Origin of the sequence: Tepidiphilus succinatimandens (assembly GCF_006503695.1) — a bacterium.
Taxonomy (GTDB): Bacteria; Pseudomonadota; Gammaproteobacteria; order Burkholderiales; family Rhodocyclaceae; genus Tepidiphilus; species Tepidiphilus succinatimandens.
In genome coordinates this window covers 40,010-64,507 of record NZ_SBIK01000010.1, presented here as the reverse complement: position 1 = coordinate 64,507, position 24,498 = coordinate 40,010, and the positions used below count along the sequence as shown (strand labels likewise).

The window sequence follows — 24,498 nt, the reverse complement described above, 5'->3', positions numbered from 1 at the left end:
AGAAACCCACGATGGATGCCATTCCTTCCTACCTCGACCGCGCCCATCTCGGCCCATGGGAAGTCTTTCTCGAACAGGTCGATCGCGTGGCCCCTCACCTCGGTGATCTGGGCTACTGGATCGAGACCCTCAAACACCCCAAGAGGATCCTCATCGTCGACATCCCGGTGAAGATGGACGACGGTTCGATCAGGCACTTCGAAGGCTACCGCGTCCATCACAACACCTCGCGCGGGCCGGGCAAGGGCGGGGTGCGCTATCACCAGGACGTCACGCTCTCGGAGGTCATGGCGCTCGCCGGCTGGATGACGATCAAGAACGCCGTGATCGGCCTGCCCTTCGGGGGCGCCAAAGGGGGAGTACGGGTCGATCCCCGCACCTTGACCCGAGGCGAACTGGAGCGCCTCACTCGCCGCTACACCAGCGAGATCGGTGTGCTCATCGGCCCGGACAAGGACATTCCCGCGCCTGACGTCAACACCAACGAGCAGATCATGGCCTGGATGATGGACACTTATTCCATCAACCAGGGGCGAACGGTGATGGGCGTCGTCACTGGTAAACCAGTCAGCCTCGGCGGCAGTCTGGGGCGGCGTGAGGCCACCGGCCGGGGCGTGTTCATCGTCGGGCGCAGTGCGGCGTGCAAGCTTGGCCTGGATCTAGCTGGGGCCCGCGTCGCCATCCAGGGCTACGGCAACGTCGGGGCCACCGCCGCCCGCTGTTTCGCCGCAGCCGGCGCCAAAATCGTTGCCCTGCAGGACGTCACCGGCTCGATCCACGCCGGCGACGGGATCGATCTCGACGCCCTGCAACGCTGGCTCGACGGCGGCGGTGCCCTGGGGCGCTTCCCCGGCGCCACGGCAATTGCGAACGAAGACTTCTGGACGGTCGAAGCGGACATCCTCGTGCCCGCGGCGCTGGAAGGCCAGATCGACCGGCACAATGCGCGAGACATCAAAGCGCGCCTCGTCCTCGAAGGCGCCAACGGCCCCACCACGCCCGAAGCCGACGACATCCTCACGTCCCGCGGGGTGACCCTCGTGCCCGACGTGCTCACCAATGCCGGCGGCGTCACGGTGAGCTACTTCGAATGGGTGCAAGATTTCTCCAGCTTCTTCTGGACCGAGCAGGAGATCAACGAACGGCTCGAGCGCATCCTCAGCGAAGCCTTCGAGTCCGTGTGGAAAGCCGCGCAAGAACACCGCGTGACCCTGCGCACCGCCGCCTACCTCCTTGCCTGCCGGCGCGTACTCGAGGCACGGCAGCTGCGCGGCATTTATCCCTAACCCCCCGGAGACGAGCATGAACCTCAAAGACCCCTCCCTCTTCCGCACCCAAGCCTACATCGACGGACGCTGGGCGGATGCCGACGACGGCGCCGTCCTCACGGTGCGCAACCCCGCCGACGGCAGCGTGCTCGGCACCGTGCCCAAGATGGGTGCCGCCGAGACGCGCCGTGCGATCGAGGCTGCCAACGCCGCCTGGCCCGCCTGGCGCGCCCTCACCGCCGGAGCACGGGCCAAGATTTTGCGCCGCTGGTTCGACCTCATCGTCGAGAATCAGGAAGACCTGGCCGTCCTCATGACCTCGGAGCAGGGTAAGCCGCTGGCCGAAGCGCGCGGCGAAGTGCTCTATGCCGCCTCCTTCATCGAGTGGTTCGCCGAAGAGGGCAAGCGCATCTACGGCGACGTCATTCCGCCGCACCTGGCCGACAAGCGCATCGTCGTCACCAAGGAACCGATCGGCGTGTGCGGTGCGATCACGCCATGGAATTTCCCTTCGGCCATGATCACGCGCAAGGCCGGACCGGCGCTCGCCGCCGGCTGCCCCATGGTGCTCAAGCCCGCGAGCCAGACCCCCTACTCGGCGCTGGCGCTGGCGGTGCTCGCCGAGCGTGCCGGCGTACCGGCTGGCGTGTTCAACGTCGTCACCGGCTCGGCCACGGCCATCGGCGGCGAGCTCACCGCCAACCCCATCGTGCGCAAGCTCTCGTTTACCGGCTCCACCGAGACCGGTATCAAGCTCATGGCGCAGTGCGCCCCCACCTTGAAGAAACTCTCGCTCGAACTCGGTGGCAACGCGCCGTTCATCGTCTTCGACGATGCCGACCTCGACGCCGCCGTGCAGGGGGCGCTCGCCTCCAAGTACCGCAACACCGGCCAGACCTGCGTGTGCGCGAACCGCCTGCTCGTGCAGGACGGCGTCTACGAGCGCTTCGCCGCCAAGCTCGCCGAAGCCGTCTCCCAGCTGAAAGTCGGCCCGGGGCTCGCCGAAGGCACCAACCAGGGGCCCCTCATCGACGAGAACGCGGTGCGCAAGGTCGAAGAGCACATCGCCGATGCCGTGAGCAAAGGCGCGCGCATCCTCACTGGGGGCAAGCGTCACCCCTTGGGCGGCACCTTCTTCGAACCGACCATCCTCGCCGACGTCACCCCTCAGATGAAAGTCGCACGCGAGGAGACCTTCGGCCCGGTGGCACCGCTCTTTCGCTTCCACACCGAAGAAGAAGCCATCCGCATGGCCAACGATACCGAGTTCGGCCTGGCCGCCTATTTCTACACCGAATCCTCGAGCCGCGTCTGGCGCGTGGGGGGGGCGCTCGAATACGGCATCGTCGGCATCAATACCGGCCTCATCTCCACCGAGGTCGCGCCTTTCGGCGGCATGAAGGCTTCCGGCATGGGGCGCGAGGGCTCGAAGTACGGCATCGAGGAGTATGTGGAGATCAAGTACATGTGCATCGGCGGTATCTGATGCCGGCCCTATAGGGTGGGGGTGGATGGATCACCGTTCTGTCAGACTTACTCATTCCTGCCTAAACAGGAACAAAGCTGACTTCCTGCTTCATCGGGGCTGGTTTCGCCTTGGCGTCACCGCCAAGGCCAGCGCCTTCCCCTCCACAGGCAGACACCGTGGAACTCACCGCGTAATTCTTCAAGTTGATCGCGGCATTTAGGTCACGGTCATGTTCCACGCCACAGATGGAACATGACCAGCGCCGCACCGACAGCGGCAGTTCTTCTTGCTTGTGTCCGCAGCATGAGCAGATCTTGCTACTCGGAAACCATCGGTCGGCGATCACCACCTGCCCGCCGCGCATCGCGGCCTTGTATTCCAGTTGCCGACGGAACTCGAAGAAGCCCATATCGGCTATGGAGCGGGCCAGATGGCGGTTCCTCACCATGCCGCGCACGTTCAGATCCTCGATGCCGATGGCGTGGAATCGGCGCGTGAGGTCCGTCGTGAGCTTGTGCAGGGCGTCCTGCCGGATGTTGGCGATCCTGGCGTGCAGACGTGCCAGCCTCGCCTTGGCCTTCTTGCGATTGGCTGATCCTTTTTGCTTGCGGCTCAGACTGCGCGAGAGCCGTTGCAACCGGGTCAGCAGCGCCTTGTGAGGCTTCGGACCGGTGATGGTTTCTCCCGTCGAGAGTGTTGCGAGCGCGGATACACCCAAATCCACACCAACCACGCCTTGGTTTTCGGCTTTGGGCAAATGGGACTGATCGGGAACATCCACGGTGATACTGGCAAACCAGCGGTCGGCCACACGGGAGATCGTGGCCGACATGATCTTGCCATTGAAGCGCAACGACTCGCGCATACGCACCCATCCCAACTTGGGGATACGTATGCGGCAGCCGTCGATGTCGAACTGGTCGTTGGTGAGCGTGAAGCGGTCGTGCACGCCCTTCTTGCGGAATTGCGGATAGCGGGCGCGGCCCGCAAAGAAATTCTTGAACGCTTCGCCCAACTGGATGATCGCCATTTGTGGCGCGTTCTTGGTGACCTCCAGCATCCACGGGAATTGCTCGCGCTTGATGGCGTTCAACTGACGGCGTAGTGCGGCTTGCGATGGCTTGGGCAAGCTGTTGTCCTGTTTCCAGGCTTCGTGCTGCCGTTGCCACTCGGCCAGCGCCCAATTGTAGGCAAAGCGCGCCGTGCCTGCGGCCTTGGCAAAGTAGGTGGCCTGCACGTTGTTCGGATCGAGCGCGATCTTGTGAGCAACGATCATGCCTGCATTTCCTCCACGGCTTTCTTCACACTGTCCAGTAGCTTCTGGTTCTTGCGGCTGCGCGAGCCATACAACCGCGCCGAGAACACGGTGATGATTTCCAGTACATCCTTCGCTAAATCCTCCTCAAAGGTCGTGTCCTCGCCTTGATTAAGGATGACCACCTCGACGTTCTTGGCCTCGCAGATGGCGAATACCAACTCCGCGCCGAAGCGCAGCAGCCTGTCCTTGTGCGTGATGACCAGCCGACCCACCTGGCCTTCGATGATGGCCTCCAGCAGCTTCTTCAAGCCCTTCTTGTGGTAGTTCATGCCGGAACCCAGGTCGGCGATGACCTCGAACGTCCAGCCTTGCCGTGCGCAATACAGTTCGAGAACCTGCTTCTGCCGCTCCAGATCGTCTTTCTGGTCGTGGCTGGAAACGCGAGCATAGGCAACCGTTTTGCGTACTGCCTCGGCTTGCGAGCGGAACTTCTCTGGCTTGAGCCGGGCAAGGTCATAGCGTCTGCGCCCGCCCGCCGTGCGCTCATCGGGCAACAGTCGCCCTTCGCGCTCCCAGCGGCGAAGAGTCTGCGCCGAGACGCCAAGCGCTTCGGCAGCCTCATGTATTGGTACGAGCTTGCGAGACATGATTAAAGTGTATACAAACGCGCAACTATAGGCAAGTATTTAACGAACAGTTGGAACCCCCCGCCCGCGCCGAGAAATACGCCCGCAGCTCCGGCTCCGGACGCTGCGCCAGTTCCTCGGCCGTGCCCGCGGCCAGTACTTTCTTGCGCGCGAGGAAGACCACGAGGTCGCTTGCACCGAAGATCGAATCGAGGTCGTGCGTGATTTGGAAGATCGTCACGCCCAGCGCGTCGCGCAGCGCGAGCACCAGCCGGTCGAACGCCCGGGCGCTCACCGGATCGAGCCCGGAGGTGGGCTCGTCGAGGAAGAGGATCTCCGGGTCGAGCGCGAGCGCCCGGGCGAGCGCCGCGCGCTTGGTCATGCCGCCGGAGAGTTCGCGCGGATGGCGATGCACTGCGTCCGCGTCCAGCCCCGCCAGCTGGATCTTGAGCATGGCCGCCTCCTCGCGCAGCCGCCGCGGCAGGCGCGCGTGCTCGGCAAGCGGCAGCATCACGTTCTCCAGCACCGTGAGCGAGGTGAAGAGCGCCCCTTGCTGGAACATCACCCCCAGGCGCAGCTGCAGCCGGATACGCTCCTCACGCCCGAGCGCGGCGACATCCCGCCCCAGGATACGGATGGAGCCGGCCGCCGGGCGAGTGAGCATGATGAGGTTGTTGAGCAGCACCGTCTTGCCGCTGCCGCTGCCGCCCACGAGCGAGACCACCTTGCCGCGCGGCACCACCAGGTCGAGCCCCTCGTGCACCACGTGCGCACCGAAACGGTTGCACAGGCCGTGCACCTCGATCGCCGGCGTCTCTTCGCTTACCTCGCTCATAGCCCCAACCGCCGAAATGCGATGGAGAAGATCGCATCGAGCACGATCACCCAGAAGATGGCTTGCACCACGCTGGAGGTGGTCGCCCGCCCCACTTCCAGCGCCGAGCCGCGCACGCTCATGCCTGCCTGGCAGCCGATGAGGGCGATCACCGTGGCGAAGACCGGCGTCTTCACCAGTCCCACCCAATAATGGGTATTCTCCAGCCGCCCCAGACGCTGCAAACCGACCGTCCAGTCCAGCCCGAAACCGCCGGTGGCCACCACCATTCCGCCCAGCACCCCGGCGGCGTTGGCCAAGGTGGTGAGTAGCGGCAGCGTGATCGCCAGCGCAAGGAAGCGCGGGATCACCAGCATCTCGACCGGCGGCAGCGCGAGCGAGCGCAGCGCGTCGATCTCCTGGGTGACGCGCATCGACCCGAGCTGGGCAGCATAGCTCGATCCAGTGCGTCCGGCCACGAGGATGGCGGCGATCATCGGTCCCATCTCCCGCATGACGACGACCCCGATCATGTCGGCGATGAAGACGTTGGCGCCGAAACGATCGAGCGTCACCCCCGCCTGGTAGGCGAGCACCACGCCGATGAGAAAGGAGAGCAAGGCCACGATGGGAACCGCCCGCACGCCGGCTGCCTCGATCTCCACGATCACCGAATCCCAGCGGATGCGCCAGGGCCGTACGAGCAGCGGCAGCAGATGCAGCGTGACCTCGCCGATGAACGCCAACATGTCCCGGTAATGGCGCGCGAGATCGACGGCGACCTTGCCGATGTAGGCGAAGCCGGAAAAAGGCTCGGGCGCGGGCGGAGGCGTGCGCTGCGCCACATGGGCGATGAGGGAGCGCGTCGCCTGCCAGGCCGGAGGCAGGGAAGAGAAATCCAGCACCCGGCCCTTGGCTTTTGCCTCGGCCGCGATGTGCTCCAGCACCAGGGCGCCGACGGTGTCGAGCTCGGCCTGCGCGGCCGCTTCGAGCGCAACCGGCCCTTCAGGAAGCGCGGATAAAGCCTGCGCGGCAGCCGCAATGAGCGCCTCGGCCTTCACCCCGGCCGCCGTCCACGCCCCCTCGAGCACGAGGCGCGGCGGCTCACTCGCTGCGTGCAGGCGTGCAGGGGAGGAAGCGGCGATCTCGTCCATGGGGCAATGATACGCCAGATGGCGGAAGGCAGCAGGAGTCGAACCTACCTGGGAGCGTCGGACGCCCCCAACCGGGTTTGAAGCCCGGCCGTGCCACCGGACACGGATGCCTTCCTCGGGAAAACCAGGATATCGTTCCTGCGGCGGGTAAGGACATGCGTCCCGTCCGCCGCAGGAACGATACAATATACCGCAACCCACCCAAGAAAAAACATTGACCCCCAGCGGAGGACCCACCCATGGATCGACGCGAGTTTCTCGGCCTGGCGGGCGGCACCTTGCTGCTCACCCGCCTGCCAACCCTCCAAGCCTCGCCTGCCGACTCGGCCGATTCGCGATCTTGGCGCCGTTTCGCGCTCACCTACCACGTCGAACTTGCCGAACCCGGCCTCGAAGCCGAGCTGTGGTTGCCCTTGCCGCAGAACTTCAGCGACTATCAACGCGCCGAGATCCCGCAATGGCAGAGCAATGCCGACACGGCCGAAGTGCGGCGGCTGGGGCGCGCCGAGGCCTTCTTCGCCCGCTGGCGTGGAGCCGCCGAGCGCCGCGCCAGCGTGCGCATCGAAGTCGCCACCCGCGATCGGCAAATCGACTGGCACCGGCCGCCCCGACCCACCCCCGAGCAGGAGACGGTACTCGAACGCTATCTCCAGCCCACCGAACGGGTGCCGCTCGATGGCATCGTGCGCGACACGGCGCTGGCAGCGAGCGCCGGAGCGGAAACCCCGCTGCAGAAAGCCCGCGCGATCTACGACTGGGTGGTGGAACACTCCTTCCGCGATCCCAAGGTGCGCGGCTGCGGCCTGGGCGACGTCAAGAGCATGCTCGAGAGCGGAAACCTTGGCGGGAAATGCGTGGACATCAATACCCTCTACGTCGGCCTGTGCCGGGCCGTCGGCATCCCCGCGCGCGAAATCTACGGCATCCGCGTGGCCGACTCACGCTTGTTCAAGTCCTTGGGCCGCAGCGGCGACGTGACCGGCGCACAGCACTGCCGCGCCGAATTCTACGTGGCCGAGTTCGGCTGGGTCCCCGTCGACCCGGCGGACGTGCGCAAGGCGGTGCTCGAAGAAAAACTGCCGCTCGACGACCCGAAGATCGCCGGGCTGCGCGAACGGCTTTTCGGCAGCTGGGAGATGAACTGGGTGGCGTTCAACGACGAGAACGACCTGCGCTTCGGACCGAGCATGATGTCGGGCTTTTTCATGTATCCGCAGGCGCGGGTGGGCGGCAAGGTCCTCGACAGCCTCGATCCGGAGCATTTCTCTTACCGCATCGAATCGGCCTCCCTCAGCTGAAGACGGAACCGGCATCGCCGCGCAACAGGTGCGCATCCTGGCCGCGGCGCTGCACCCGGCGGGTGTAGCCGATGCGATCGAAGAATTCCAGGATCTGTACCGCCCGTTTACGCCCCAAGCCCGTGGCATCGCGAAAACGCGCCGCCTGCACTCCGCCCTCGGCCGCGGCGAGCTCGGCGGCGATCGCCGCGAGCTCCCGCACCCGCCGGGGGGCATAGAAGAGATCCTTGACCACTTGCGCCGCCTCGCCACGGCGCGCGAGCTTGCGCAGCAGGGTGCGCACCACCTCCTCGGGCAATCCTTCCGCGCGCGCCAGATCCCGCACCCACGGCGGATCGAAACCGCCCGCTTCGAGCCGGGCGAGGAGCCGCGCCGCGAGCGCCTCCTCTTCGGGTGCGAGCCGGGCCGCATGCCCCGGCAGATGCCACCAGGGGCCGCTGCGCGCCACCTTGCCCTGGCTCGCCAGCGCGTCGAGTACGCCCTGCCACAAAGGCTCGGGGATGAGCGCATCGACCATGCGGCGCAGGCGCGGCGTGTCCACACCGGGGTCGTCAGGCACGCGCTCATGCTGGCGTTCGAGCACGGCGAGTACCCGTTCGGCGAGCGCCTCCCAGTGTCCGGGCAGGATCCAGGCCGCGCCTCGAGCTCCCTGCACCCGCAAAGCCTCGGGCGGCAGCACAGCCGCCGAGATCGGCGCCGCGAACAGCCGCTCGAGCAGCGCTTCGTCCACACCGTAGGGCGCCTGCCCCAGCAGCGGTCCGAGCCCCTCGCCTTCCAGCAGGCGTGTGATCGCCTCGAGCCAGGCTCGGCGCCGCGGCGAACGGCGCTTGCGCTCGGGCGCATAAGGGTCGAGCACGCGGCCGCCTCCCAGGGTGCGGTTCGCCTGGGCGTTGCGGAGGATGAAACGATCGCCCGGTGCAGCGCACAGCGGTTCCTCGAAAACCAGCTGCACGAGCCCCCGCCGGCCGGGCGGCAGGAGATCGCCTTCGAGCGGTATGACGTAAGCGAGCCGGTGCGCCGCGGCGAGGTGCACATGCACCGGCGTGCGCACGCCGAGCGCCGGCGCGTCCGCAGAGAGCGCCAATTCCACATCGAGATGGCACGTGGGTAAGAAACAGCGCGCATCCGCGATCCAGTCGCCGCGCGCGATGGCCTCTTTCGCCACCCCCGGAAGGTTCAGGGCGCAGCGCTCACCGGCCAAGGCGCGCTCGCTCGGCCGGTTCTGCGCATGGATGTTGCGCACACGCACCGGCAGTTCTGCCGGCATGAGCCGCAGTTCCTCCGGTCCGCCCAAGGCGTAGCATCCTCCATGGACCGTACCGGTCACTACGGTACCCACGCCGGCGAGTGTAAACGCCCGGTCGATCGCAAGCCGAAAGAACCCCTCGCGGCGGCGCGCCGCGATTCGGCCCGCCTCACGTTCCAGATGCGCGCGCAGCGCCGCCGTGCCTTCGTCGCCCGGCTCCTGCGCCCGCACGGCGAAGACCGGCGCGCCTTCGAGAAAACTCCCCGCCGTGAGCGCGGCGATTTCGTCCCGTACCTGAGCCAGGCGCGTCGCCTCGACTCGGTCGATCTTGGTGATCGCCACCGCCCCGCGCGTCACGCCGAGCCAACCGAGGATGGCGAGGTGCTCGCGCGTCTGCGGCATCACCCCATCGTCGGCGGCCACCACCAAGAGCGCGAAATCCATGCCGCTCGCACCCGCGGCCATGGTGTGCACCAGGCGCTCGTGGCCGGGCACGTCGATGAATCCGAGCACTTCGCCGTCGGCGAGCGGTAGATAAGCGTAGCCGAGCTCGATGGTAATGCCGCGCGCCTTTTCCTCGGCGAGCCGGTCGGTGTCGACGCCGGTGAGCGCCTTGACCAGCGTCGTCTTGCCGTGGTCGATGTGCCCCGCCGTGCCGACGATCATGGCCGCAATTCCGTCAATTGGGCAAGAAAGGCGGCCTCGTCGGCCTCGTCCAGGCAACGCAGGTCCCACCACAGCGCCTCGTCGGCCACGCGTCCGAGCACCGGGCGTGGCAACGCGCGCAGCGCCGCCTCGAGCCGCGACAAGGAACGCCCCGCGCGCTTACCCACCGGGCGAAGCACCAGGCCGTGGCTGGGCAAGCGCTCCACCGGCAGCGCCCCGCTGCCGATCTGGCTCGCCATGGCAGACTCGTCGACGACGAATCCTTCGCCCAGAGCCTGCTGTACCGGCGCGCGCAGCCGCGCCGCCTGCGCTGCCATCGCCGAGGCCGGGCGCGTGAGCAGCCGCAACGTGGGCAGACGCTCGGCAAGGAATTCCGGCTCACGGTAGAGCCGCAGCGTCGCCTCCAGCGCCGCCAAGGTGAGTTTGCCCACCCGCAATGCCCGTTTGAGCGGATCCTTCTTGATGCGGCGGATCAGATCGGCGCGTCCGACGAGGAAACCGGCCTGCGGGCCGCCCAGCAGCTTGTCGCCGCTGAAAGTGACGAGGTCCGCCCCGGCAGCGACGGTCTCGCGCACCGTCGGCTCGGCCGGCAAACCCCAAGCGGTCAGATCGGTGAGCGTGCCGCTGCCCAGATCGACGCCCAGAGGCAGGCCGTGCGCGTGTGCGATCTCGGCGGCTTGCGCCACCGGCACGCTCTTGGTGAAGCCGGTGATGGCGTAGTTGCTGCAATGCACTTTGAGCAGCATCGCCGTGCGCGGTCCGATCGCTTCGACATAATCGTGGGAATGGGTGCGGTTGGTGGTACCGACTTCGACGAGGCGGACTCCGGCGCGCTTCATGATGTCGGGAATGCGGAAGGCCCCGCCGATCTCCACCAGCTCGCCGCGCGAGACTACCACCTCGCGCCGCTTGGCGAGCGCATCGAGCGCCAAGAGCACCGCCGCGGCGTTGTTGTTGACCACGGTGGCCGCCTCGGCCCCGGTGAGCTCGCGCACGAGTTCTTCCACGAGCGTATCGCGATCGCCCCGTCCTCCGCTCTCGAGGTCGAACTCCAGCGCCGCCGGGGCCGTCATCGCCTGCACCACGGCGCGCACCGCTTCGTCGGCAAGGAGCGCTCGGCCGAGGTTGGTGTGCAGCACCGTTCCCGTGAGATTGAAGACGGTACGCAGGCGGGGACAATCCTGCGCCTGCAGGGCTTCCCGCACCCGGGCGGCGATCGCCTCGGGCCGGATCGCCTCGGCTGCGAGCGCCCCTTCCTGAGCCTGCGCCCGCAGTGCCGCCAGATGGACGCGCGAAGCGGCCAGCACCCGCGTGCGGCCGTGCGCCGTGAGCAGGGCGGCGAAGGCGGGCGAGGCCAGCAGCCGTTCGAGCGAAGGGATGGCGCTCGCCGCAACGGATTCGGAACGGGTGTTCGTCGTCACGCGAACCACAGCAAGGGATTGGCGCTCGCGCGCCCGTATCCGGCTTCTCCCATCAAGACGTCGAGCGTGAGACTGGCGAGATCGTCGGCCACCGCATCCACCTCCAGGTCCTTCTCCTGGTAGAAAATCTTACGATAGCTGTGGCAGGCATCGCAAGACTCGGCCTTGATCGCCTCGGACGCCCCTTCGAGGTGGTGGTAGGCCACCGAACGGGTGTCCTCGCAGTGGCTGCATTTGACGCGCACCATGTGCCACTCGCTCGCGCATAGACCGCAGTGCAGATAGCGCAGACCGTCGCTCGCCGCGCCCACGCGCACGACGCTTGCCACCGGCAGGCTGCCGCACACCGGGCAGACGCGCGAGGGCACCACAGCCGGCACCACCGCTTCCGGCAGACGGCTCGCCCGCTCGGTCCAATACACCTGCAGCGCCGCCATGAGGAAAGGCGCTGCGGCTACGTCCCCCGGTTCTTCCCCGGCAAGGAGCGCCTGGGCGAGCGCATCGAGCCGCTGCGGCTCGGCAGAGAGCGTTTGCTCGAGCCGCGCCACCGTCGCCCGCGGCGCATCCCCGAGCTCCTGACCGGACAGCGCCGCAAGCACCGCCCGCAGCGCCTCGCGCCAGCATCCTTCGAGCGGCCCCTCGCAGGGAAGGGGCGGCATGCCGTGCGTGTGCGCGAGCGAGAGCCGATTCTCGTCGGGCAAGGGCGCGGTGAACGCGCCGAGCGCCTCGTGCTGCGCCTGGGCGAGCCGCGCCATCAAGGCGAGATACTCGCCCAGGGAATTCCCCCCGGCCAGATGGCGCAGGCGCGCTGCGCGCTCGGCAAAGACTTCCCGTGAAGGAAGGCGCAGCCGTGGCAAGGCATTTCGCTCCAGCCCCTCGATCTCGCCGCGTGACAGAATGCGTTGCAAGCCGTTCTCCCTTTACTCGTTGGCACCCTTGACCATCTGCCGGAACCAGGCGCGATGGTGCCGCCAGGCCCAACCCCAAGTGACGTCGCCGCGCGTCATCGCGCGCACCGAACCCTTCACCCAGATGGCCGCGTAGATGTGCACGATGATGGACGTGATGGCGACGAAAGCGCACGCAGCGTGCACCAGCGCCGCTGCACGCACGACGCCGACGGGCAAAGAGAACCAGGCACGCCACAGGCCGATTCCCGAGAGCAGCAGACCGACGGCGCTCAGCACCAGCACATAGAAGAGCGCCTTCTGCAAGGCGTTGTAGCGCCCCACCTCGGGCAGATGCTCCTCGCGGTTGGCGAGCACGTCGGGGAAGTGCTTCAGCCACTGCGCATCCTTCGCCTCCCAGGCGTTGTGCCGCGCCAGACGCAGCGCGAGCACGGCGAAGCAGACGAAGAACACCACCCCGATGTACGGATGCAGCACCCGCGCCCAGTAGCCGCCGCCGAGCAGGTCCGAGAGGAAGAAGAACGCCGGATGATAGAACGCCAGCCCCGAGAGCGCGAGCAGGATGAAGGTGATCGCCACCACCCAGTGGTTGCTGCGCTCGCTGGCGCTGTAGCGCGGCAGAGTCCGCGGTCGTGTGGTCTCACTCATGGGACACCTCCTTCTCGGCGCGGTGCTCGTCCTCCTCGCTCGTCTCGGCCGGACCGACGCGCATGTAATGGAAAAAGCCCACCAGCGCGGCGAGCGCCATCGCCGCCATGCTCAAGGGCTTGGCCACCCCTTTCCACAGCGACACCGTGGGGCTGATCTGCGGGTCTTTCGGCAACCCACTGTAGAGGGTGGGTTGATCGGCATGGTGCAGCACGTACATCACATGCGTGCCGCCCACGCCGGCCGGATCGTAGAGCCCGGCGTTGGCGTAGCCGCGGGATTTGAGATCGGCGATGCGCGCCTGGGCGTGCTCCTTCATCTCTTCCTTGGTGCCGAACTCGATCGCCCCCGTGGGACAGGTCTTGACGCAGGCCGGCTCCTGTCCCACGGCGACACGGTCGGAACACAGGGTGCACTTGTACGCCTTGTGGTCCTTCTTCGAGAGGCGCGGCACGTTGAACGGGCAGCCCGTGACGCAGTAGCCGCAGCCGATACAGTTCTCCTCGTGAAAATCCACGATCCCGTTGGCGTACTGCACGATCGCCCCCGGCGAGGGGCAGGCCTTGAGGCAACCCGGATCTTCGCAGTGCATGCAGCCATCCTTACGGATGAGCCACTCGAGATCTCCTTGAGGGTTCTCGTATTCGGCAAAGCGCATCACCGTCCACGAATGCTCGGTGAGATCGGCCGGGTTGTCGTAGACGCCGACGTTGGTGCCGATCTCGTCGCGCAGGTCGTTCCACTCCATGCACGCCGTCTGGCACGCCTTGCAGCCGATGCACTTGGAGACGTCGATGAGCTTGGCCACCGCGCCCACGCTCGGCTCGCGCACCGAAGGGGTGGGCGAAGTGGTGGCGGAGCGCCGCTTGATGTCGAGAGATTGCAATGCCATGGCCGCGCTCCTATGCCTTTTCCACTTTCACCAGGAAGGACTTGAATTCCGGCGTCTGGATGTTGCCATCGCCCACCGAAGGCGTGAGCGTGTTCGCCAGGAACCCCGGCTTGGCGATACCCACGAACCCCCAGTGGATGGGAATGCCCACGTGGTGCACCGTCCTGCCCTCGATCGTCAGCGGCCGGATGCGCTTGGTCACCAGGGCGACCGCCTTGATGTAGCCGCGCTTGGACGAGACCTTGACGCGCTCGCCGTTGGCGATGCCCAGCTCTTTGGCCAAGGCCTCCCCGATCTCGACGAATTGCTCCGGCTGGACGATGGCGTTCAGACGCACGTTCTTCGTCCAGAAGTGGAAGTGCTCGGTGAGCCGGTAGGTGGTCGCCACGTGAGGGAATTCCTCCACCTTGCCCATGTCGGCCAGATCACGCGCGAACACCCGCGCCGCCGGGTTGCTGGTGGCCGCCGGCGTTTTCGGATGCAGCGGGTTGTAGCCGAGCGGCGTCTCGAACGGCTCGTAGTGCTCGGGGAACGGGCCCTCGGTCATGCCGGCGCGGGCGAAGAAACGCGCCACCCCTTCCGGATTCATGATGAAGGGGCCCATCCCGGAGTCGGGCGGCTCGTCGACCTTGAAATCCGGCACGTCCGCTCCGGCCCACGCCTTGCCGTTCCAGTAGATGAGCTTGCGCTGCGGATCGAACGGTCGGCCCTGCAGGTCGGCGCTCGCCCGGTTGTAGAGGATGCGCCGGTTCGCCGGCCAGGCCCAGGACCAGCCGAGCGTCTGGCCGATACCGGTGGGGTCGCTGTTGTCGCGCCGCGCCATCAGGTTGCCCGTCGGCCCCCAGCTGCCCGAGAAGATCCAGCAGCCGCAGGCGGTGCTGCCGTCATCGCGCAGCTCCGCGAAGCCGGCGAGCTGCTCGCCGGCGCGGCGCACGATTCTCGCCGGATCCTTGGGATCGGGCAGGTCGACCAGCGCCTTGCCGGAGTACTCCTTGGCGAGCTCTTCGGGCGTGGGGTTCGCCTCGTTGGCGTAGGGCCACCAAAGGTCGAGGATGGGCGCCGGGAAAGCGCCGCCCTCGCGGCGGTAGCGCTCGCGGATGCGCAGGAAGAGCTCGGCCATGATCTCGATGTCGCTGCGCGCCTCGCCCGGCGGTTCAGCCCCCTTCCAGTGCCATTGCAGCCAGCGCCCGGAATTGACGAGCGAGCCGTCTTCCTCGGCAAAACAGGTCGTGGGCAGCCGGAACACCTCGGTCTGGATCTGCGACGGATCGACGGGGTTCGATTCGCCGGCGTTGCGCCAGAATTCCGAGGTCTCGGTGGCGAGCGGATCCATCACCACCAGGTACTTGAGCTTGGCGAGCCCCTCCAGCACCTTGGCCTTGTTCGGCGCTGCCGCCAGCGGGTTGAACCCCTGGCAGATATAGCCGTTCATCTTGCCCTGCGCCATGAGCTCGACGACCTGCAGCAGGTCGTAGAGCTTGTCGAGCTTGGGCAGATAGTCGTAGGCCCAGTTGTTCTCGGCCGTGGCGGCCTTGCCCCACCAGGCCTTCATGAGGCTCACGAAGAACTTGGGATAGTTCTGCCAGTAGCTCATCTGGTTGGGGCGCAGCGGCTTGAGCGTGCGCGCGGCCAGATACTGGGGCAGATCCTGCTCGGCTTCGTTGGGCAGCGTGAGATAGCCCGGCAGGAGGTTGGACATCAACCCCAGGTCGGTGAGCCCCTGGATGTTGGAGTGTCCGCGCAGGGCGTTGATGCCGCCGCCGGGCATGCCGATGTTGCCCAGGAGCAGCTGCATCATGGCCGCGGTGCGGATGATCTGCGCCCCGATCGAGTGCTGCGCCCAACCGAGCGCGTAGAGAATGGTGGCAACGCGGTTGGCCGGCGCGGTGGAGGCGAGCATCTCGCAGATCTGCAGGAACTTCGCCTGCGGCGTGCCGCAGACGCGTTCGACCGTCTCCGGCGTGTAGCGCGCATAGTGCTGCTTCATGAGCTGATAGACGCAGCGCGGGTGCTGCAAGGTGGGATCGGTCTTGACGTAGCCGTCCTCGCCGCGCTCGTAGTCCCAGCTCGACTTGTCGTAGCGACGTTTCTCGGCGTCGTAGCCGGAGAAGAGACCGTTCTCGAACGAGAAGTCTTCCCGCACGATGAACGACAGATCGGTGTAGTTGCGCACGTATTCGTGCTGGATCTGGTCTTTCTCCAGCAGATAGCGGATCACCCCGCCCAGGAAGACGATGTCGGTGCCGGTGCGGATCGGCGCATAGACGTCGGCCACCGAGGCCGAACGCGTGAAGCGCGGATCGACGACGATGAGCTTGGCGCCGCGGTGCGCCTTGGCTTCGGTCACCCATTTGAAACCGCAAGGGTGCGCCTCGGCGGCGTTGCCGCCCATGATGAGGATGATGTCGGCGTTCTTGATGTCGACCCAGTGGTTCGTCATCGCACCACGGCCGAACGTCGGGGCAAGACCTGCCACCGTCGGGCCGTGTCAGACACGCGCCTGGTTGTCGAACGCGAGCATCCCCAGACTGCGCACGATCTTGTGCGTCAGATAGGCGGTTTCGTTGCTGGAGGCCGAAGCTGCGAGCATGCCGGTGGTGAGCCAGCGGTTGACGGTCTTGCCCTCGGCGGTCTTCTCGACGAAATTGGCGTCGCGGTCGGCTTTCATCAGCGCGGCGATGCGATCGAGCGCCTCGTCCCAGGAGATCGTCTGCCATTTGTCTGAACCCGGCGCACGGTACTGCGGCTGCTTGAGCCGGTTCGGGCTGTGGATGAAATCGATGAGCGAGGCGCCCTTCGGGCACAGCGTGCCGCGATTGACCGGATGGTCGGCATCGCCCTCGATGTGCACGATGGTGGTCTTGACGTTTTTCGCGCCATCGCCCAGCCCGTACATCAGGATCCCGCACCCCACCGAGCAGTAGGGACAGGTATTGCGCGTCTCGGTCATGCGCGCGAGCTTGTATTGGCGCACCTCGGCCAGAGCCGCTTCCGGCGCCAGGCCCAACGCCGCCATGCTCGAGCCCGAGAGCATGGCAGCGGTGACCTTGAAGAACTGCCTTCGGTTCATCCCGTTCATGGGTCTCCCCTGGGGTTTTTCGTTTCTACCTCGGCAAAGCGACACCGAAAACGGCCTCGCTCCACCCCCTGTACGGCCTGCGGCGGCCCCGCCTTCATGCACGAGGCGGCCGAGGACGATCATCCTTCCAGACGGACATCGCATCCATCGGGTCGATGGTTCGATTTGTAAGACAAGGTTTGATGCAAGTCAACCTCGCAGTGCACAAGCGTTTCCCTGCCGGCGATTTTCGCACACCCGAAGCGCTGCGCCCGTCGTCTCGTCTATACTGAACCATGATCGGCTCTGTGGCGTCCAGACCTCATGAAAGCGATGCTCCTCACCCGTCCCGGCGCGACGCTCGAATGCGTCGAACTCCCTTCCCCTCGGCCCGGCCCCGGCGAGATCCGGCTGAAAGTGCTCGCCTGCGCCGTGTGCCGCACCGACCTGCACGTGATCGACGGTGAGCTGCCCCACCCCAAGCTGCCGCTCGTACTCGGCCACGAAATCGTCGGACGCGTACTCGAAGTGGGCGAAGGCGTGACGCGCTTTCGCGTGGGCGATCGCGTGGGTGTGCCCTGGCTCGGCGGGGCCTGCGGTACGTGCCGCTACTGCCGGCGCGGGCAGGAGAACCTGTGCGAATCGGCCATCTTCACCGGCTACACGCGCGACGGCGGCTTTGCCGAGGAGACGCTGGCCGACGCCCGCTTCTGCTTTCCCATCCCCGGGCGCTACGGCGACGCCGAGGCCACGCCCTTGCTGTGCGCCGGACTCATCGGCTGGCGTACCTACGCCAAGGCGGGCGCGAACCTCGAACGCGTCGGCATCTACGGCTTCGGCGCCGCGGCGCACCTCATCGCCCAGGTGGCCATACACCAAGGCAAGCGCATCTACGCTTTCACGCGCCCGGGGGACGTCGCCGCCCAGGAATTCGCCCGGCGCCTGGGTGCCTGCTGGGCGGGCGGTTCGGACGAACCGCCGCCCGAGCCGCTCGATGCCGCACTCATCTTCGCCCCCGTGGGCGAGCTCGTGCCGCAGGCGCTGCGCGCCACCGACAAAGGCGGCACGGTGGTGTGCGGCGGCATCCACATGAGCGACATTCCCTCCTTCCCCTACCGCTGGCTGTGGGAAGAGCGAACGCTCACCTCGGTGGCCAACCTCACGCGCGCCGACGGCGAAGCCTTCATGAAGCTCGCCGCCGAGGTGCCGCTACATCCGGCCGTCACCTGCTACCCCCTCACGGCGGCCAACGAGGCCATCGCCGACCTGCGCGCGGGCCGCGTGAACGGCGCGGCGGTGCTCATTCCGTAACCAGGCGATCCGCCCGGCTATAGACGGTCGCCCCTTCGCCGCGCACGAACCCCAACAAGGTGATGCCTGCCTCCTCGGCCAGACGCACTGCCAGGGCCGTGGGCGCCGACACCGCCGCGAGCACGCCGATGCCGGCCACCGCCGTCTTCTGCACCAGTTCGAAACTCGCCCGGCTCGACATGAGCGCCATCGCCACCGCCCCCGTGCGCAGCAGCCCGGCGCGCGCCGCGGCCCCGATCGCCTTGTCGAGCGCGTTGTGCCGTCCCACGTCTTCGCGCACCAGCAGGAGCGAGCCGTCGGCCGCGGCGAGCGCCGCCGCGTGCGTGGCGCCGGTGGCCTCATGCAACGGCTGCCGCGCGCGCAAGGAGCGCATCGCCCCGAGTACGGCCGCAAGCGGCACCCCCCCACCCTGCGGCACGCCCGGCACGGGGCGCACTGCTTCGGCGAGCGACTCGATGCCGCACAGGCCGCATCCCGTGCGCCCGCTCAAGGCGCGCCGCCTCGCCTTGAGGCGCGCGAAGCGCTCGCTGGCGACTTCGATCCGCACGATCACCCCCACTTCGCCGGATGCGAGTTCGAGATCATAAATTTCGGCTGGACCCTCGACGATCCCCTCGGTGAGCGAAAACCCCAGGGCGAAGTCCTCCAGATCGGCGGGCGTGGCGAGCATCGTCGCATAGGCGATGCCGTTGTATTCGAGCGCCACCGGTGTCTCCTCGGCGAGCACGTCTTCTTCGGGCAAGGGCTCGAGGCGCGACGTGCGCACGCGCAATACCACCTTGTGGATCCGGGGCTGCCCTTTCGCACTGCACTCGTCATTTACTGACATCATCTTCAGCCCTCTTCCCTCGCCCTTTGCCGAACCAGAACGCCGCCTTCTTCTGCGCCCTGCGGCAGCTATCGTCTACAATGCGCAGACAAGCAAAAATATCTTCAAACATTTTTCATCATCAGCGCAACAGGAGGAGTTCCCATGTCCTACGTCGTCAAGGTGGTCTTCGGGCCCGACCGCGAGTATGAGTTCTACACCAACGCCGAGGCGGTCGAAGCGCTCGATCGCAACGTCGCCCGCGACTGGTTGGTGCGGGAAATGGAAGCGCTCGAGTGCGACGCCCCCAATCCCATGGGCAAGGTGCTCGTAGTCGATCTGATCCTCAACCTGGCCAAATGCGCCGGAGAGGCGCGCTTTGCCGAGGGCGGCGAATGGGCCCAGGCCTTCGCCCAGGTGGTGGCGCGCCTGCTCGATCGGCCGGTGGCACGCATCGACGTCGAGAATTTCACCGTCGGCTGAACTTTCCCCCTGGGCCGCAGGAATGCGGGCGAGCCTCCGTTCCCGCCCTGCGGCCTCCGGCCTCAAGCGCGCCGGCCGATGCGGGCGATCGCCAGCGCCGCAAGGAAATTGAGGTCTTCCTGTACCGGTCGGCCCTGATCGTCGAAGCCGCGCCATTCGCGCACCTCGATGTCGAGCAACCCACACAGCGTGGTGAAATCGGCCACGGTGAAGAAGCGTACGTTGGGCGTGTTGAACCACTGGTGCGGCAGGCTCTCCGAGACGGGCATGTGCCCCTCGAGGATGCTCTTCCTGTGCTTCCAGAAGGCGAAGTTGGGGAAACTCACGATCGCCTCGTGCCCCACGCGCAGCATCTCCTGCAAGATGCCCTGCGTGTTGTGCATCGCCTGCAGCGCCTGGCTCATGATGACGTGGTCGAAATGCCCGTCCTGCAGGTCGGCGAGCCCCTCGTCGAGGTCGCTCTGGATCACGTTGATGCCGCGCTCGATGCAGGCGACGATGCGCGCCGGATCGTTTTCGATGCCGTAACCCACCACCCCCTTGGTGTCGATGAGGTGGCGCAGCAGCACCCCGTCGCCACACCCCAGGTCGAGCACGCGCTCGCCCGGGGCGATCCATTCGGTGAGCGCCACGAGGTCGGGGCGCAGGGTCGGCGCACGGCGCCCGTGTTCGCGGTCGGAAGTCGCCATGGTCACACCTCGATCCGGTTGAAGTAGGCGCGCAGCACCGCGTGGTAGCGCGGGTGCTCCAGCAGGAAGGAATCGTGCCCGGCCTTGCTGTCGATCTCGGCGTAGCACACGTCTTTCTCCGAGTGCACCAGCGCCGAGACGATCTCGCGGCTGCGCGCCGGCGAGAAGCGCCAGTCGGTGGTGAAGGCCACCACGAGGAAAGCCGCCTCGGCGCGCGCGAAGGCCGCCGCCAGATCCCCGCCATAGTCGGCCGCCGGATCGTAGTAGTCCAGCGCCCGGGTAGTGAGGAGGTACGTGTTCGCATCGAAGAAGCGCGCGAACTTGTCCCCCTGGTAGCGCAGATAGGACTCGATCTCGAACTCGATGTCGTAGGAGTAGCGCATGATGCCGTGGCGCAATGCCCGGCCGAATTTCTCGGCCATGGCGTCGTCCGATAAATAGGTGATGTGCCCGATCATGCGCGCCAGCCTCAGCCCCTGCTTGGGCACCACGCCGTGCTCATAGTAATTGCCGCCGTGGAAATCCGGGTCCGACAGGATGGCCTGGCGCGCCACCTCGTTGAAGGCGATGTTCTGCGCCGAGAGCTTGGGCGCGGTGGCGATCGCCAGTACGTGACGCACGCGCTCGGGATACTGCAGCGACCAGGAGAGCGCCTGCATCCCGCCGAGCGAGCCGCCGATCACCGCGGCGAAGCGTTCGATGCCCAGCCGATCGGCGAGCCGCGCCTGGGCGTTGACCCAATCCTCCACCGTCACGAAAGGAAAATCCGCCCCCCAGGGCCTACCGGTGACCGGATTGATCGACACGGGCCCGGTCGAGCCGAAACAACCGCCAAGGTTGTTCACCCCGATCACGAAGAATTTCTCGGTATCGAGCGGCTTGCCCGGCCCGACGAGATTGTCCCACCAGCCGACGTTGTGCGGATCGTCCCGATAGACCCCGGCGACGTGGTGCGAACCCGACAGCGCATGGCACACGAGCACGGCGTTGTTGCGTGCGGCGTTCAGTGTCCCGTAGGTCTCGTAGACCAGATCGTACTGCGGCAGAACCCGCCCAGCCTTGAGCGGCAGCGGCTCGTCGAAATGCGCTTTTTGCGCTTCGACGAAGCCGACGGAACGAGGATGCGTCATGCGGCGGCTCCCAAAAACGAAAAAGCCCGGCGACATGCGGGCGCCGGGCGCTCCCGCTTTAGCTGCATTTGTAAGGCGCCCGCAAGCTGAGGCTCAAATCGGCGCCATGCTGTTTAACCATAGCGCGCCCACCCAGGGATGTCAAGGCGAGCTGGCATCGCAAAGACCATGACGCCGACAGGATTGATCTTGGAACAAAAGGATCGTTATAATGGCTTAAATTAGTTAGCCAATAATGACGATGAACACGACCGACCACTTCGGCGTTCTCCTGCATGAGGTCGCCCGCTCCTGGCGAACCGAGCTCGACCGGCGACTGCGCCATCTTGGCCTGTCGCAGTCGCAATGGCTGGTGCTGATCAAGTTGCCCGAAGAAGGGCTCACGCAGACCGCGCTCGCGCGCAAAGTGGGAATCGAAGGCTCGACCCTCGTGCGCCTGCTCGACCGCCTGCAGGCCAACGGCTGGATCGAACGCCGCGACGTCCCCGGCGATCGGCGCGCCAAACGCGTCGTCCCCACCGCCAAGGCCAAGACGCTGCAACACGAAGTCACCGTGATCGCCCAGGCGCTGCGCGAGCGGCTGCTCGCCGGCATCGATCCTGCGCGCGTGGCCATCGCCGCTGAAGTCCTATCGCAGCTACGCCAAAAACTCGAGAACCTCCATGATTGACCGCGTCAAGAACGTCAAGTCCACCCTCGCCGCCCATCCCAGGATCCGCCGCGCATCCATCCTCCTTGCATCGCTCGCGCTCATCGCCTGGATCGGCAGCATCGTCCACTACCGCCTCACCCACGTCGAAGAGATCGACGCCCGCGTAGCCACCGAAATGATCACCATCGCCCCGCGCCTCCCAGGCTGGCTGGTCGAACGCCCAGTGATGGAGGGGGATCGCATCCAGAAAGGGCAGACCCTGGCGGTACTCTACCGCGATCCCTCCCGCCTGCAGGCGCAGTCCCAGGAGGCGGCGCTCGGAGCCGCCGAGAAGGAAATCGAGCGGCTGGAACACCTCCTCGCCGAGCAGCGCGCCTCTACCCAAGCCGCCGTCATGGAAGCCGAGAGCGGCGTGAAGACGGCCGAAGAAGCCCTCAAGGCGGCGCAGATCCAGCGCGCCAACGCCGAGAGCGACTACCGGCGCAGCGCCGCGCTGGTGAAATTGCACGCCGTGCCCGAGCAAGAGGCCGAGCATGCCGAAAACGCCTACAAGGTCGCCAAGCAGAACGAGGCCAGCGCCCAGGCCAACCTCGAAGCCGCCAAGGCCCGACTGGCGCGGGCGCGTGCCGATGCCCGACTCGGCTCGCTCGAACGCCAGCTCGAACAGGCCAGAGTGCATCGCGACCAGGTGCTGGCCGAGCGCGACCTCGCCCGGCTTAACCTTGAAGACCTCACCCTCACCGCCCCCATCGACGGCGTGGTCGACCGCACGTTTTCCAACGAAGGCGACTACGTCTCCGCCAGCCAGCGCGTGATGCTCATTCACGATCCCGAGGCCGTCTGGGTCGAAGCCAACATCAAGGAGACCAAGATCGCCGACGTGCGCCCGGGGCAGCCGGTGGAAGTAACGATCGACGGCATTCCCGGCCGGGTTTTCCACGGCGAAGTCTGGCTGATCGGCAACGCCGCCACCAGCACCTTTCAGCTCTTGCCCAATCCCAACCCTTCCGGCAACTTCACCAAGATCACCCAGCGCATCCCGGTGCGCATCCGCGTGAAGCAGGAAGACGGGCTCCTCAAACCCGGCATGATGGCCGTGGTGTCGATCGATGTCCGCCACTGACGAACTCTCCGGTTTCTTCGAGCGCTTTGGATCGGCCTATCGCTGGTTCGTCATCACGACGACGCTCATGGGCACGATCACGGTCGTGCTCTCTTCGACCATCGTGAACGTGGCGTTGCCCGACATCATGGGCGCCTTCGGCATCGGCCAGGACCAGGCGCAATGGATGTCGACCGGGTTCCTCGCGGCGATGACGGCCTCCATGCTCGTCAACGCCTGGCTCAACGACGCCATCGGCATCCGGGCCACCTTCGTCGGCTCCATGGCCCTTTTTGCCGCCGCCTCGGTGCTCGGAGGGCTCGCGCCCAACGAGAACGTGCTCACCTTCGCCCGCGTCGCCCAGGGGATCGCCGCCGGCATCATCCAGCCGCTGGCGATGATCATGATCTTTCGCGTCTTTCCGCCCGAGGAACGCGGCACCGCCATGGGCATCTACGGCATCGGCGTGGTGCTCGCGCCGGCGGTCGGCCCGGTGCTGGGTGGCTGGCTCATCGACAACTACGACTGGCGCTACGTCTTCTACATGGGGCTGCCCACCTCCTTTCTCGGCATGCTGCTGGGTACCATCTTCCTGCCTACGCGGTTGAGCGGCGGCAAACGGCGCCGTTTCGATTCCTTCGGATTCGTGCTGCTCGCCGCCTTCCTCGTCACTTCGCTCTACGCGCTCGCCAACGGGCAGCGCGAGGGGTGGAATTCGGACATCATCGTCGGCACAGGGGCACTGAGCCTTGCCCTCTTCCTCTCCTTCATCGTCTGGCTCGCGCGCCGCGCCGAGCCCTTGGTGAGCCTGCGCGTGTTCGCCTTTCGTCGCTACAGCGCCGCCTCGCTCGTCGCTTTTCTCTATGGGGCGGGGCTGTACGGCTCGACCTACCTCATCCCACTCTTCCTGCAGACCGTGCAGGGCTATACGCCGACGCGCTCGGGGCTGTTGCTGATGCCGGCAGGACTCGTCCTCGGCCTCGTTTTTCCCATCGCCGGGCGACTCACCGACCGGCTGCCCGCCTATCTGCTGGTCTGCGCCGGCCTTTTCCTCTTCGGACTCTCGAACCTACTCCTCTACGAGATCGACGTCGACATCCCTTTCTGGGACATGGCGCTGATGGTGCTGCTGGGGCGCATCGGGCTCGGCGTGATGATGCCGGCCCTGAACGCCGGGGCGCTCTCGGCGCTCCCTGCCGAACTGCTCGCCCAGGGGACGGGGACGATCAACTTCATGCGCCAGCTCGGCGGCGCGTTCGGCGTGAGCCTGCTGTCGGCCGCCGTGGAGATCCGTTTCGCTTTCCATTCCGCAGCGCTCACCGCCACGCAGACCGAGGCCAACAGCACGACGATGTACGTGATCCAGCTGATCGAACAAATCAACGCGATGGCCGGCGTGCCCGCTGCGTACGTCTACCAGATGGGGGGCGCCTTGAATTTTCTCGACAAGGTGCTCGCGGCCAAAGCCCAGAGCATGGCCTACAGCGACGGTTTCGCCATCGTCGGCATCGTGTTCCTGCTGTCACTGCTGCCGGGCTATTTGATGAAAGGGCGCCGCTGAAACGGCGATGCAACGCCGCACCGGCTACACTGAACGT

21 protein-coding genes and 1 tRNA gene are annotated in these 24,498 nt (G+C 66.4%); 8 read left to right on the top strand and 14 right to left on the bottom strand.

The window, feature by feature from the left end:
- Positions 1-11: 11 nt before the first annotated feature.
- Together EPD82_RS07410 and gabD are read left to right on the top strand one after the other, a co-directional pair.
- Positions 12-1,286 (top strand): Glu/Leu/Phe/Val family dehydrogenase, encoded by a 1,275-nt coding sequence (locus tag EPD82_RS07410; protein WP_141056286.1) that lies wholly within the window; start codon positions 12-14, stop codon positions 1,284-1,286.
- Between the two features lie 16 nt (positions 1,287-1,302).
- The gene (gabD, locus tag EPD82_RS07405) at positions 1,303-2,754 is read left to right on the top strand and encodes an NADP-dependent succinate-semialdehyde dehydrogenase (protein ID WP_141056285.1); all 1,452 of its coding nucleotides are present in this window, start codon (positions 1,303-1,305) and stop codon (positions 2,752-2,754) included.
- Between the two features lie 61 nt (positions 2,755-2,815).
- On the opposite strand, the gene EPD82_RS07400 is transcribed toward gabD, so the two are convergent.
- The 5 genes from EPD82_RS07400 to EPD82_RS07380 all read right to left on the bottom strand — a co-directional run bounded on the left by EPD82_RS07400 (position 2,816) and on the right by EPD82_RS07380 (position 6,703).
- Positions 2,816-4,012 carry an RNA-guided endonuclease InsQ/TnpB family protein gene (locus EPD82_RS07400; protein ID WP_141056284.1) on the bottom strand — a complete coding sequence of 399 codons (1,197 nt, stop codon included), beginning with the start codon at positions 4,010-4,012 and terminating at the stop codon, positions 2,816-2,818.
- Positions 4,009-4,641 (bottom strand): IS607 family transposase, encoded by a 633-nt coding sequence (locus EPD82_RS07395; protein WP_141056283.1) that lies wholly within the window; start codon positions 4,639-4,641, stop codon positions 4,009-4,011. Before EPD82_RS07395 ends, EPD82_RS07400 begins: the two co-directional genes overlap by 4 nt.
- Before the next feature lie 25 nt (positions 4,642-4,666).
- A complete protein-coding gene (locus EPD82_RS07390; RefSeq protein ID WP_141056282.1) occupies positions 4,667-5,455 on the bottom strand; it encodes an ABC transporter ATP-binding protein in 789 nt (262 codons plus the stop codon).
- A complete protein-coding gene (locus tag EPD82_RS07385; protein WP_141056281.1) occupies positions 5,452-6,588 on the bottom strand; it encodes an MlaE family ABC transporter permease in 1,137 nt (378 codons plus the stop codon). Before EPD82_RS07385 ends, EPD82_RS07390 begins: the two co-directional genes overlap by 4 nt.
- Before the next feature lie 19 nt (positions 6,589-6,607).
- A tRNA-Sec gene (locus EPD82_RS07380) sits at positions 6,608-6,703 on the bottom strand.
- Between the two features lie 124 nt (positions 6,704-6,827).
- On the opposite strand from EPD82_RS07380, the gene EPD82_RS07375 reads away from it, so the two are divergent.
- A complete protein-coding gene (locus EPD82_RS07375) occupies positions 6,828-7,886 on the top strand; it encodes a transglutaminase-like domain-containing protein (protein ID WP_141056280.1) in 1,059 nt (352 codons plus the stop codon).
- Here the strand turns inward: EPD82_RS07375 and selB are convergent.
- Genes selB through fdnG form a run of 6 tightly spaced genes read right to left on the bottom strand, consistent with a single transcriptional unit; the run spans position 7,879 to position 16,746 of the window.
- Positions 7,879-9,798, bottom strand: coding sequence for a selenocysteine-specific translation elongation factor (gene selB / locus EPD82_RS07370; protein ID WP_141056279.1), 1,920 nt, complete (start codon positions 9,796-9,798; stop codon positions 7,879-7,881). The two genes, EPD82_RS07375 and selB, sit on opposite strands and share 8 nt — an antisense overlap.
- Positions 9,795-11,219, bottom strand: a complete 1,425-nt coding sequence (selA, locus tag EPD82_RS07365; RefSeq protein WP_055423403.1) for an L-seryl-tRNA(Sec) selenium transferase — start codon at positions 11,217-11,219, stop codon at positions 9,795-9,797. The genes selB and selA overlap by 4 nt, the downstream gene beginning before the upstream one ends.
- Positions 11,216-12,127, bottom strand: a complete 912-nt coding sequence (gene fdhE / locus EPD82_RS07360; protein WP_055423350.1) for a formate dehydrogenase accessory protein FdhE — start codon at positions 12,125-12,127, stop codon at positions 11,216-11,218. Before fdhE ends, selA begins: the two co-directional genes overlap by 4 nt.
- Positions 12,128-12,139: 12 nt before the next feature.
- Complete coding sequence (locus EPD82_RS07355) at positions 12,140-12,775, bottom strand: formate dehydrogenase subunit gamma (RefSeq protein ID WP_055423351.1); 636 nt, start codon at positions 12,773-12,775, stop codon at positions 12,140-12,142.
- A complete protein-coding gene (gene fdxH / locus EPD82_RS07350; protein ID WP_141056278.1) occupies positions 12,768-13,667 on the bottom strand; it encodes a formate dehydrogenase subunit beta in 900 nt (299 codons plus the stop codon). The genes EPD82_RS07355 and fdxH overlap by 8 nt, the downstream gene beginning before the upstream one ends.
- 10 nt (positions 13,668-13,677) lie before the next feature.
- On the bottom strand, positions 13,678-16,746 hold the full coding sequence (fdnG, locus tag EPD82_RS07345) for a formate dehydrogenase-N subunit alpha (RefSeq protein WP_141056277.1): 3,069 nt from the start codon (positions 16,744-16,746) through the stop codon (positions 13,678-13,680).
- 303 nt (positions 16,747-17,049) lie between these two features.
- On the opposite strand from fdnG, the gene EPD82_RS07340 reads away from it, so the two are divergent.
- Positions 17,050-18,036, top strand: a complete 987-nt coding sequence (locus EPD82_RS07340) for a zinc-dependent alcohol dehydrogenase family protein (protein ID WP_055423355.1) — start codon at positions 17,050-17,052, stop codon at positions 18,034-18,036.
- On the opposite strand, the gene fdhD is transcribed toward EPD82_RS07340, so the two are convergent.
- Positions 18,026-18,865, bottom strand: coding sequence for a formate dehydrogenase accessory sulfurtransferase FdhD (gene fdhD, locus EPD82_RS07335; RefSeq protein WP_055423404.1), 840 nt, complete (start codon positions 18,863-18,865; stop codon positions 18,026-18,028). The two genes, EPD82_RS07340 and fdhD, sit on opposite strands and share 11 nt — an antisense overlap.
- Positions 18,866-19,009: 144 nt before the next feature.
- Here fdhD and EPD82_RS07330 point away from each other — a divergent pair, with 144 nt between their 5' ends.
- Entirely contained in the window at positions 19,010-19,327 is a 318-nt protein-coding gene (locus tag EPD82_RS07330) for a hypothetical protein (RefSeq protein ID WP_141056276.1), read from the top strand.
- A gap of 62 nt (positions 19,328-19,389) precedes the next feature.
- Here the strand turns inward: EPD82_RS07330 and metW are convergent, their stop codons facing one another.
- Positions 19,390-20,016 (bottom strand): methionine biosynthesis protein MetW, encoded by a 627-nt coding sequence (gene metW / locus EPD82_RS07325; protein WP_141056275.1) that lies wholly within the window; start codon positions 20,014-20,016, stop codon positions 19,390-19,392.
- Between the two features lie 2 nt (positions 20,017-20,018).
- The gene (metX, locus tag EPD82_RS07320; RefSeq protein ID WP_141056274.1) at positions 20,019-21,146 is read right to left on the bottom strand and encodes a homoserine O-succinyltransferase MetX; all 1,128 of its coding nucleotides are present in this window, start codon (positions 21,144-21,146) and stop codon (positions 20,019-20,021) included.
- Between the two features lie 241 nt (positions 21,147-21,387).
- Here metX and EPD82_RS07315 point away from each other — a divergent pair, with 241 nt between their 5' ends.
- From EPD82_RS07315 to EPD82_RS07305, 3 genes are read left to right on the top strand one after another with little or no spacing between them, the layout of a single operon-like run.
- The gene (locus EPD82_RS07315; protein ID WP_206202232.1) at positions 21,388-21,816 is read left to right on the top strand and encodes a MarR family winged helix-turn-helix transcriptional regulator; all 429 of its coding nucleotides are present in this window, start codon (positions 21,388-21,390) and stop codon (positions 21,814-21,816) included.
- Entirely contained in the window at positions 21,809-22,921 is a 1,113-nt protein-coding gene (locus EPD82_RS07310; RefSeq protein WP_055423360.1) for an HlyD family secretion protein, read from the top strand. The genes EPD82_RS07315 and EPD82_RS07310 overlap by 8 nt, the downstream gene beginning before the upstream one ends.
- Positions 22,908-24,461, top strand: coding sequence for a DHA2 family efflux MFS transporter permease subunit (locus EPD82_RS07305; protein WP_141056272.1), 1,554 nt, complete (start codon positions 22,908-22,910; stop codon positions 24,459-24,461). Before EPD82_RS07310 ends, EPD82_RS07305 begins: the two co-directional genes overlap by 14 nt.
- Positions 24,462-24,498 lie beyond the last annotated feature (37 nt).

Excerpts from the sequence above, each read along its gene's own strand:
- EPD82_RS07400 (WP_141056284.1), bottom strand. The coding sequence starts at position 4,012 with ATGATCGTTGCTCACAAGATCGCGCTCGATCCGAACAACGTGCAGGCC.
- EPD82_RS07315 (WP_206202232.1), top strand. The coding sequence starts at position 21,388 with ATGAACACGACCGACCACTTCGGCGTTCTCCTGCATGAGGTCGCCCGC.
- EPD82_RS07395 (WP_141056283.1), bottom strand. The coding sequence starts at position 4,641 with ATGTCTCGCAAGCTCGTACCAATACATGAGGCTGCCGAAGCGCTTGGC.
- metX (WP_141056274.1), bottom strand. The coding sequence starts at position 21,146 with ATGACGCATCCTCGTTCCGTCGGCTTCGTCGAAGCGCAAAAAGCGCAT.
- EPD82_RS07330 (WP_141056276.1), top strand. The coding sequence starts at position 19,010 with ATGTCCTACGTCGTCAAGGTGGTCTTCGGGCCCGACCGCGAGTATGAG.
- EPD82_RS07355 (WP_055423351.1), bottom strand. The coding sequence starts at position 12,775 with ATGAGTGAGACCACACGACCGCGGACTCTGCCGCGCTACAGCGCCAGC.
- EPD82_RS07305 (WP_141056272.1), top strand. The coding sequence starts at position 22,908 with ATGTCCGCCACTGACGAACTCTCCGGTTTCTTCGAGCGCTTTGGATCG.
- fdxH (WP_141056278.1), bottom strand. The coding sequence starts at position 13,667 with ATGGCATTGCAATCTCTCGACATCAAGCGGCGCTCCGCCACCACTTCG.
- EPD82_RS07310 (WP_055423360.1), top strand. The coding sequence starts at position 21,809 with ATGATTGACCGCGTCAAGAACGTCAAGTCCACCCTCGCCGCCCATCCC.
- EPD82_RS07385 (WP_141056281.1), bottom strand. The coding sequence starts at position 6,588 with ATGGACGAGATCGCCGCTTCCTCCCCTGCACGCCTGCACGCAGCGAGT.
- selB (WP_141056279.1), bottom strand. The coding sequence starts at position 9,798 with ATGATCGTCGGCACGGCGGGGCACATCGACCACGGCAAGACGACGCTG.
- fdhD (WP_055423404.1), bottom strand. The coding sequence starts at position 18,865 with ATGTCAGTAAATGACGAGTGCAGTGCGAAAGGGCAGCCCCGGATCCAC.
- metW (WP_141056275.1), bottom strand. The coding sequence starts at position 20,016 with ATGGCGACTTCCGACCGCGAACACGGGCGCCGTGCGCCGACCCTGCGC.
- EPD82_RS07410 (WP_141056286.1), top strand. The coding sequence starts at position 12 with ATGGATGCCATTCCTTCCTACCTCGACCGCGCCCATCTCGGCCCATGG.
- gabD (WP_141056285.1), top strand. The coding sequence starts at position 1,303 with ATGAACCTCAAAGACCCCTCCCTCTTCCGCACCCAAGCCTACATCGAC.
- EPD82_RS07375 (WP_141056280.1), top strand. The coding sequence starts at position 6,828 with ATGGATCGACGCGAGTTTCTCGGCCTGGCGGGCGGCACCTTGCTGCTC.
- EPD82_RS07390 (WP_141056282.1), bottom strand. The coding sequence starts at position 5,455 with ATGAGCGAGGTAAGCGAAGAGACGCCGGCGATCGAGGTGCACGGCCTG.
- EPD82_RS07340 (WP_055423355.1), top strand. The coding sequence starts at position 17,050 with ATGAAAGCGATGCTCCTCACCCGTCCCGGCGCGACGCTCGAATGCGTC.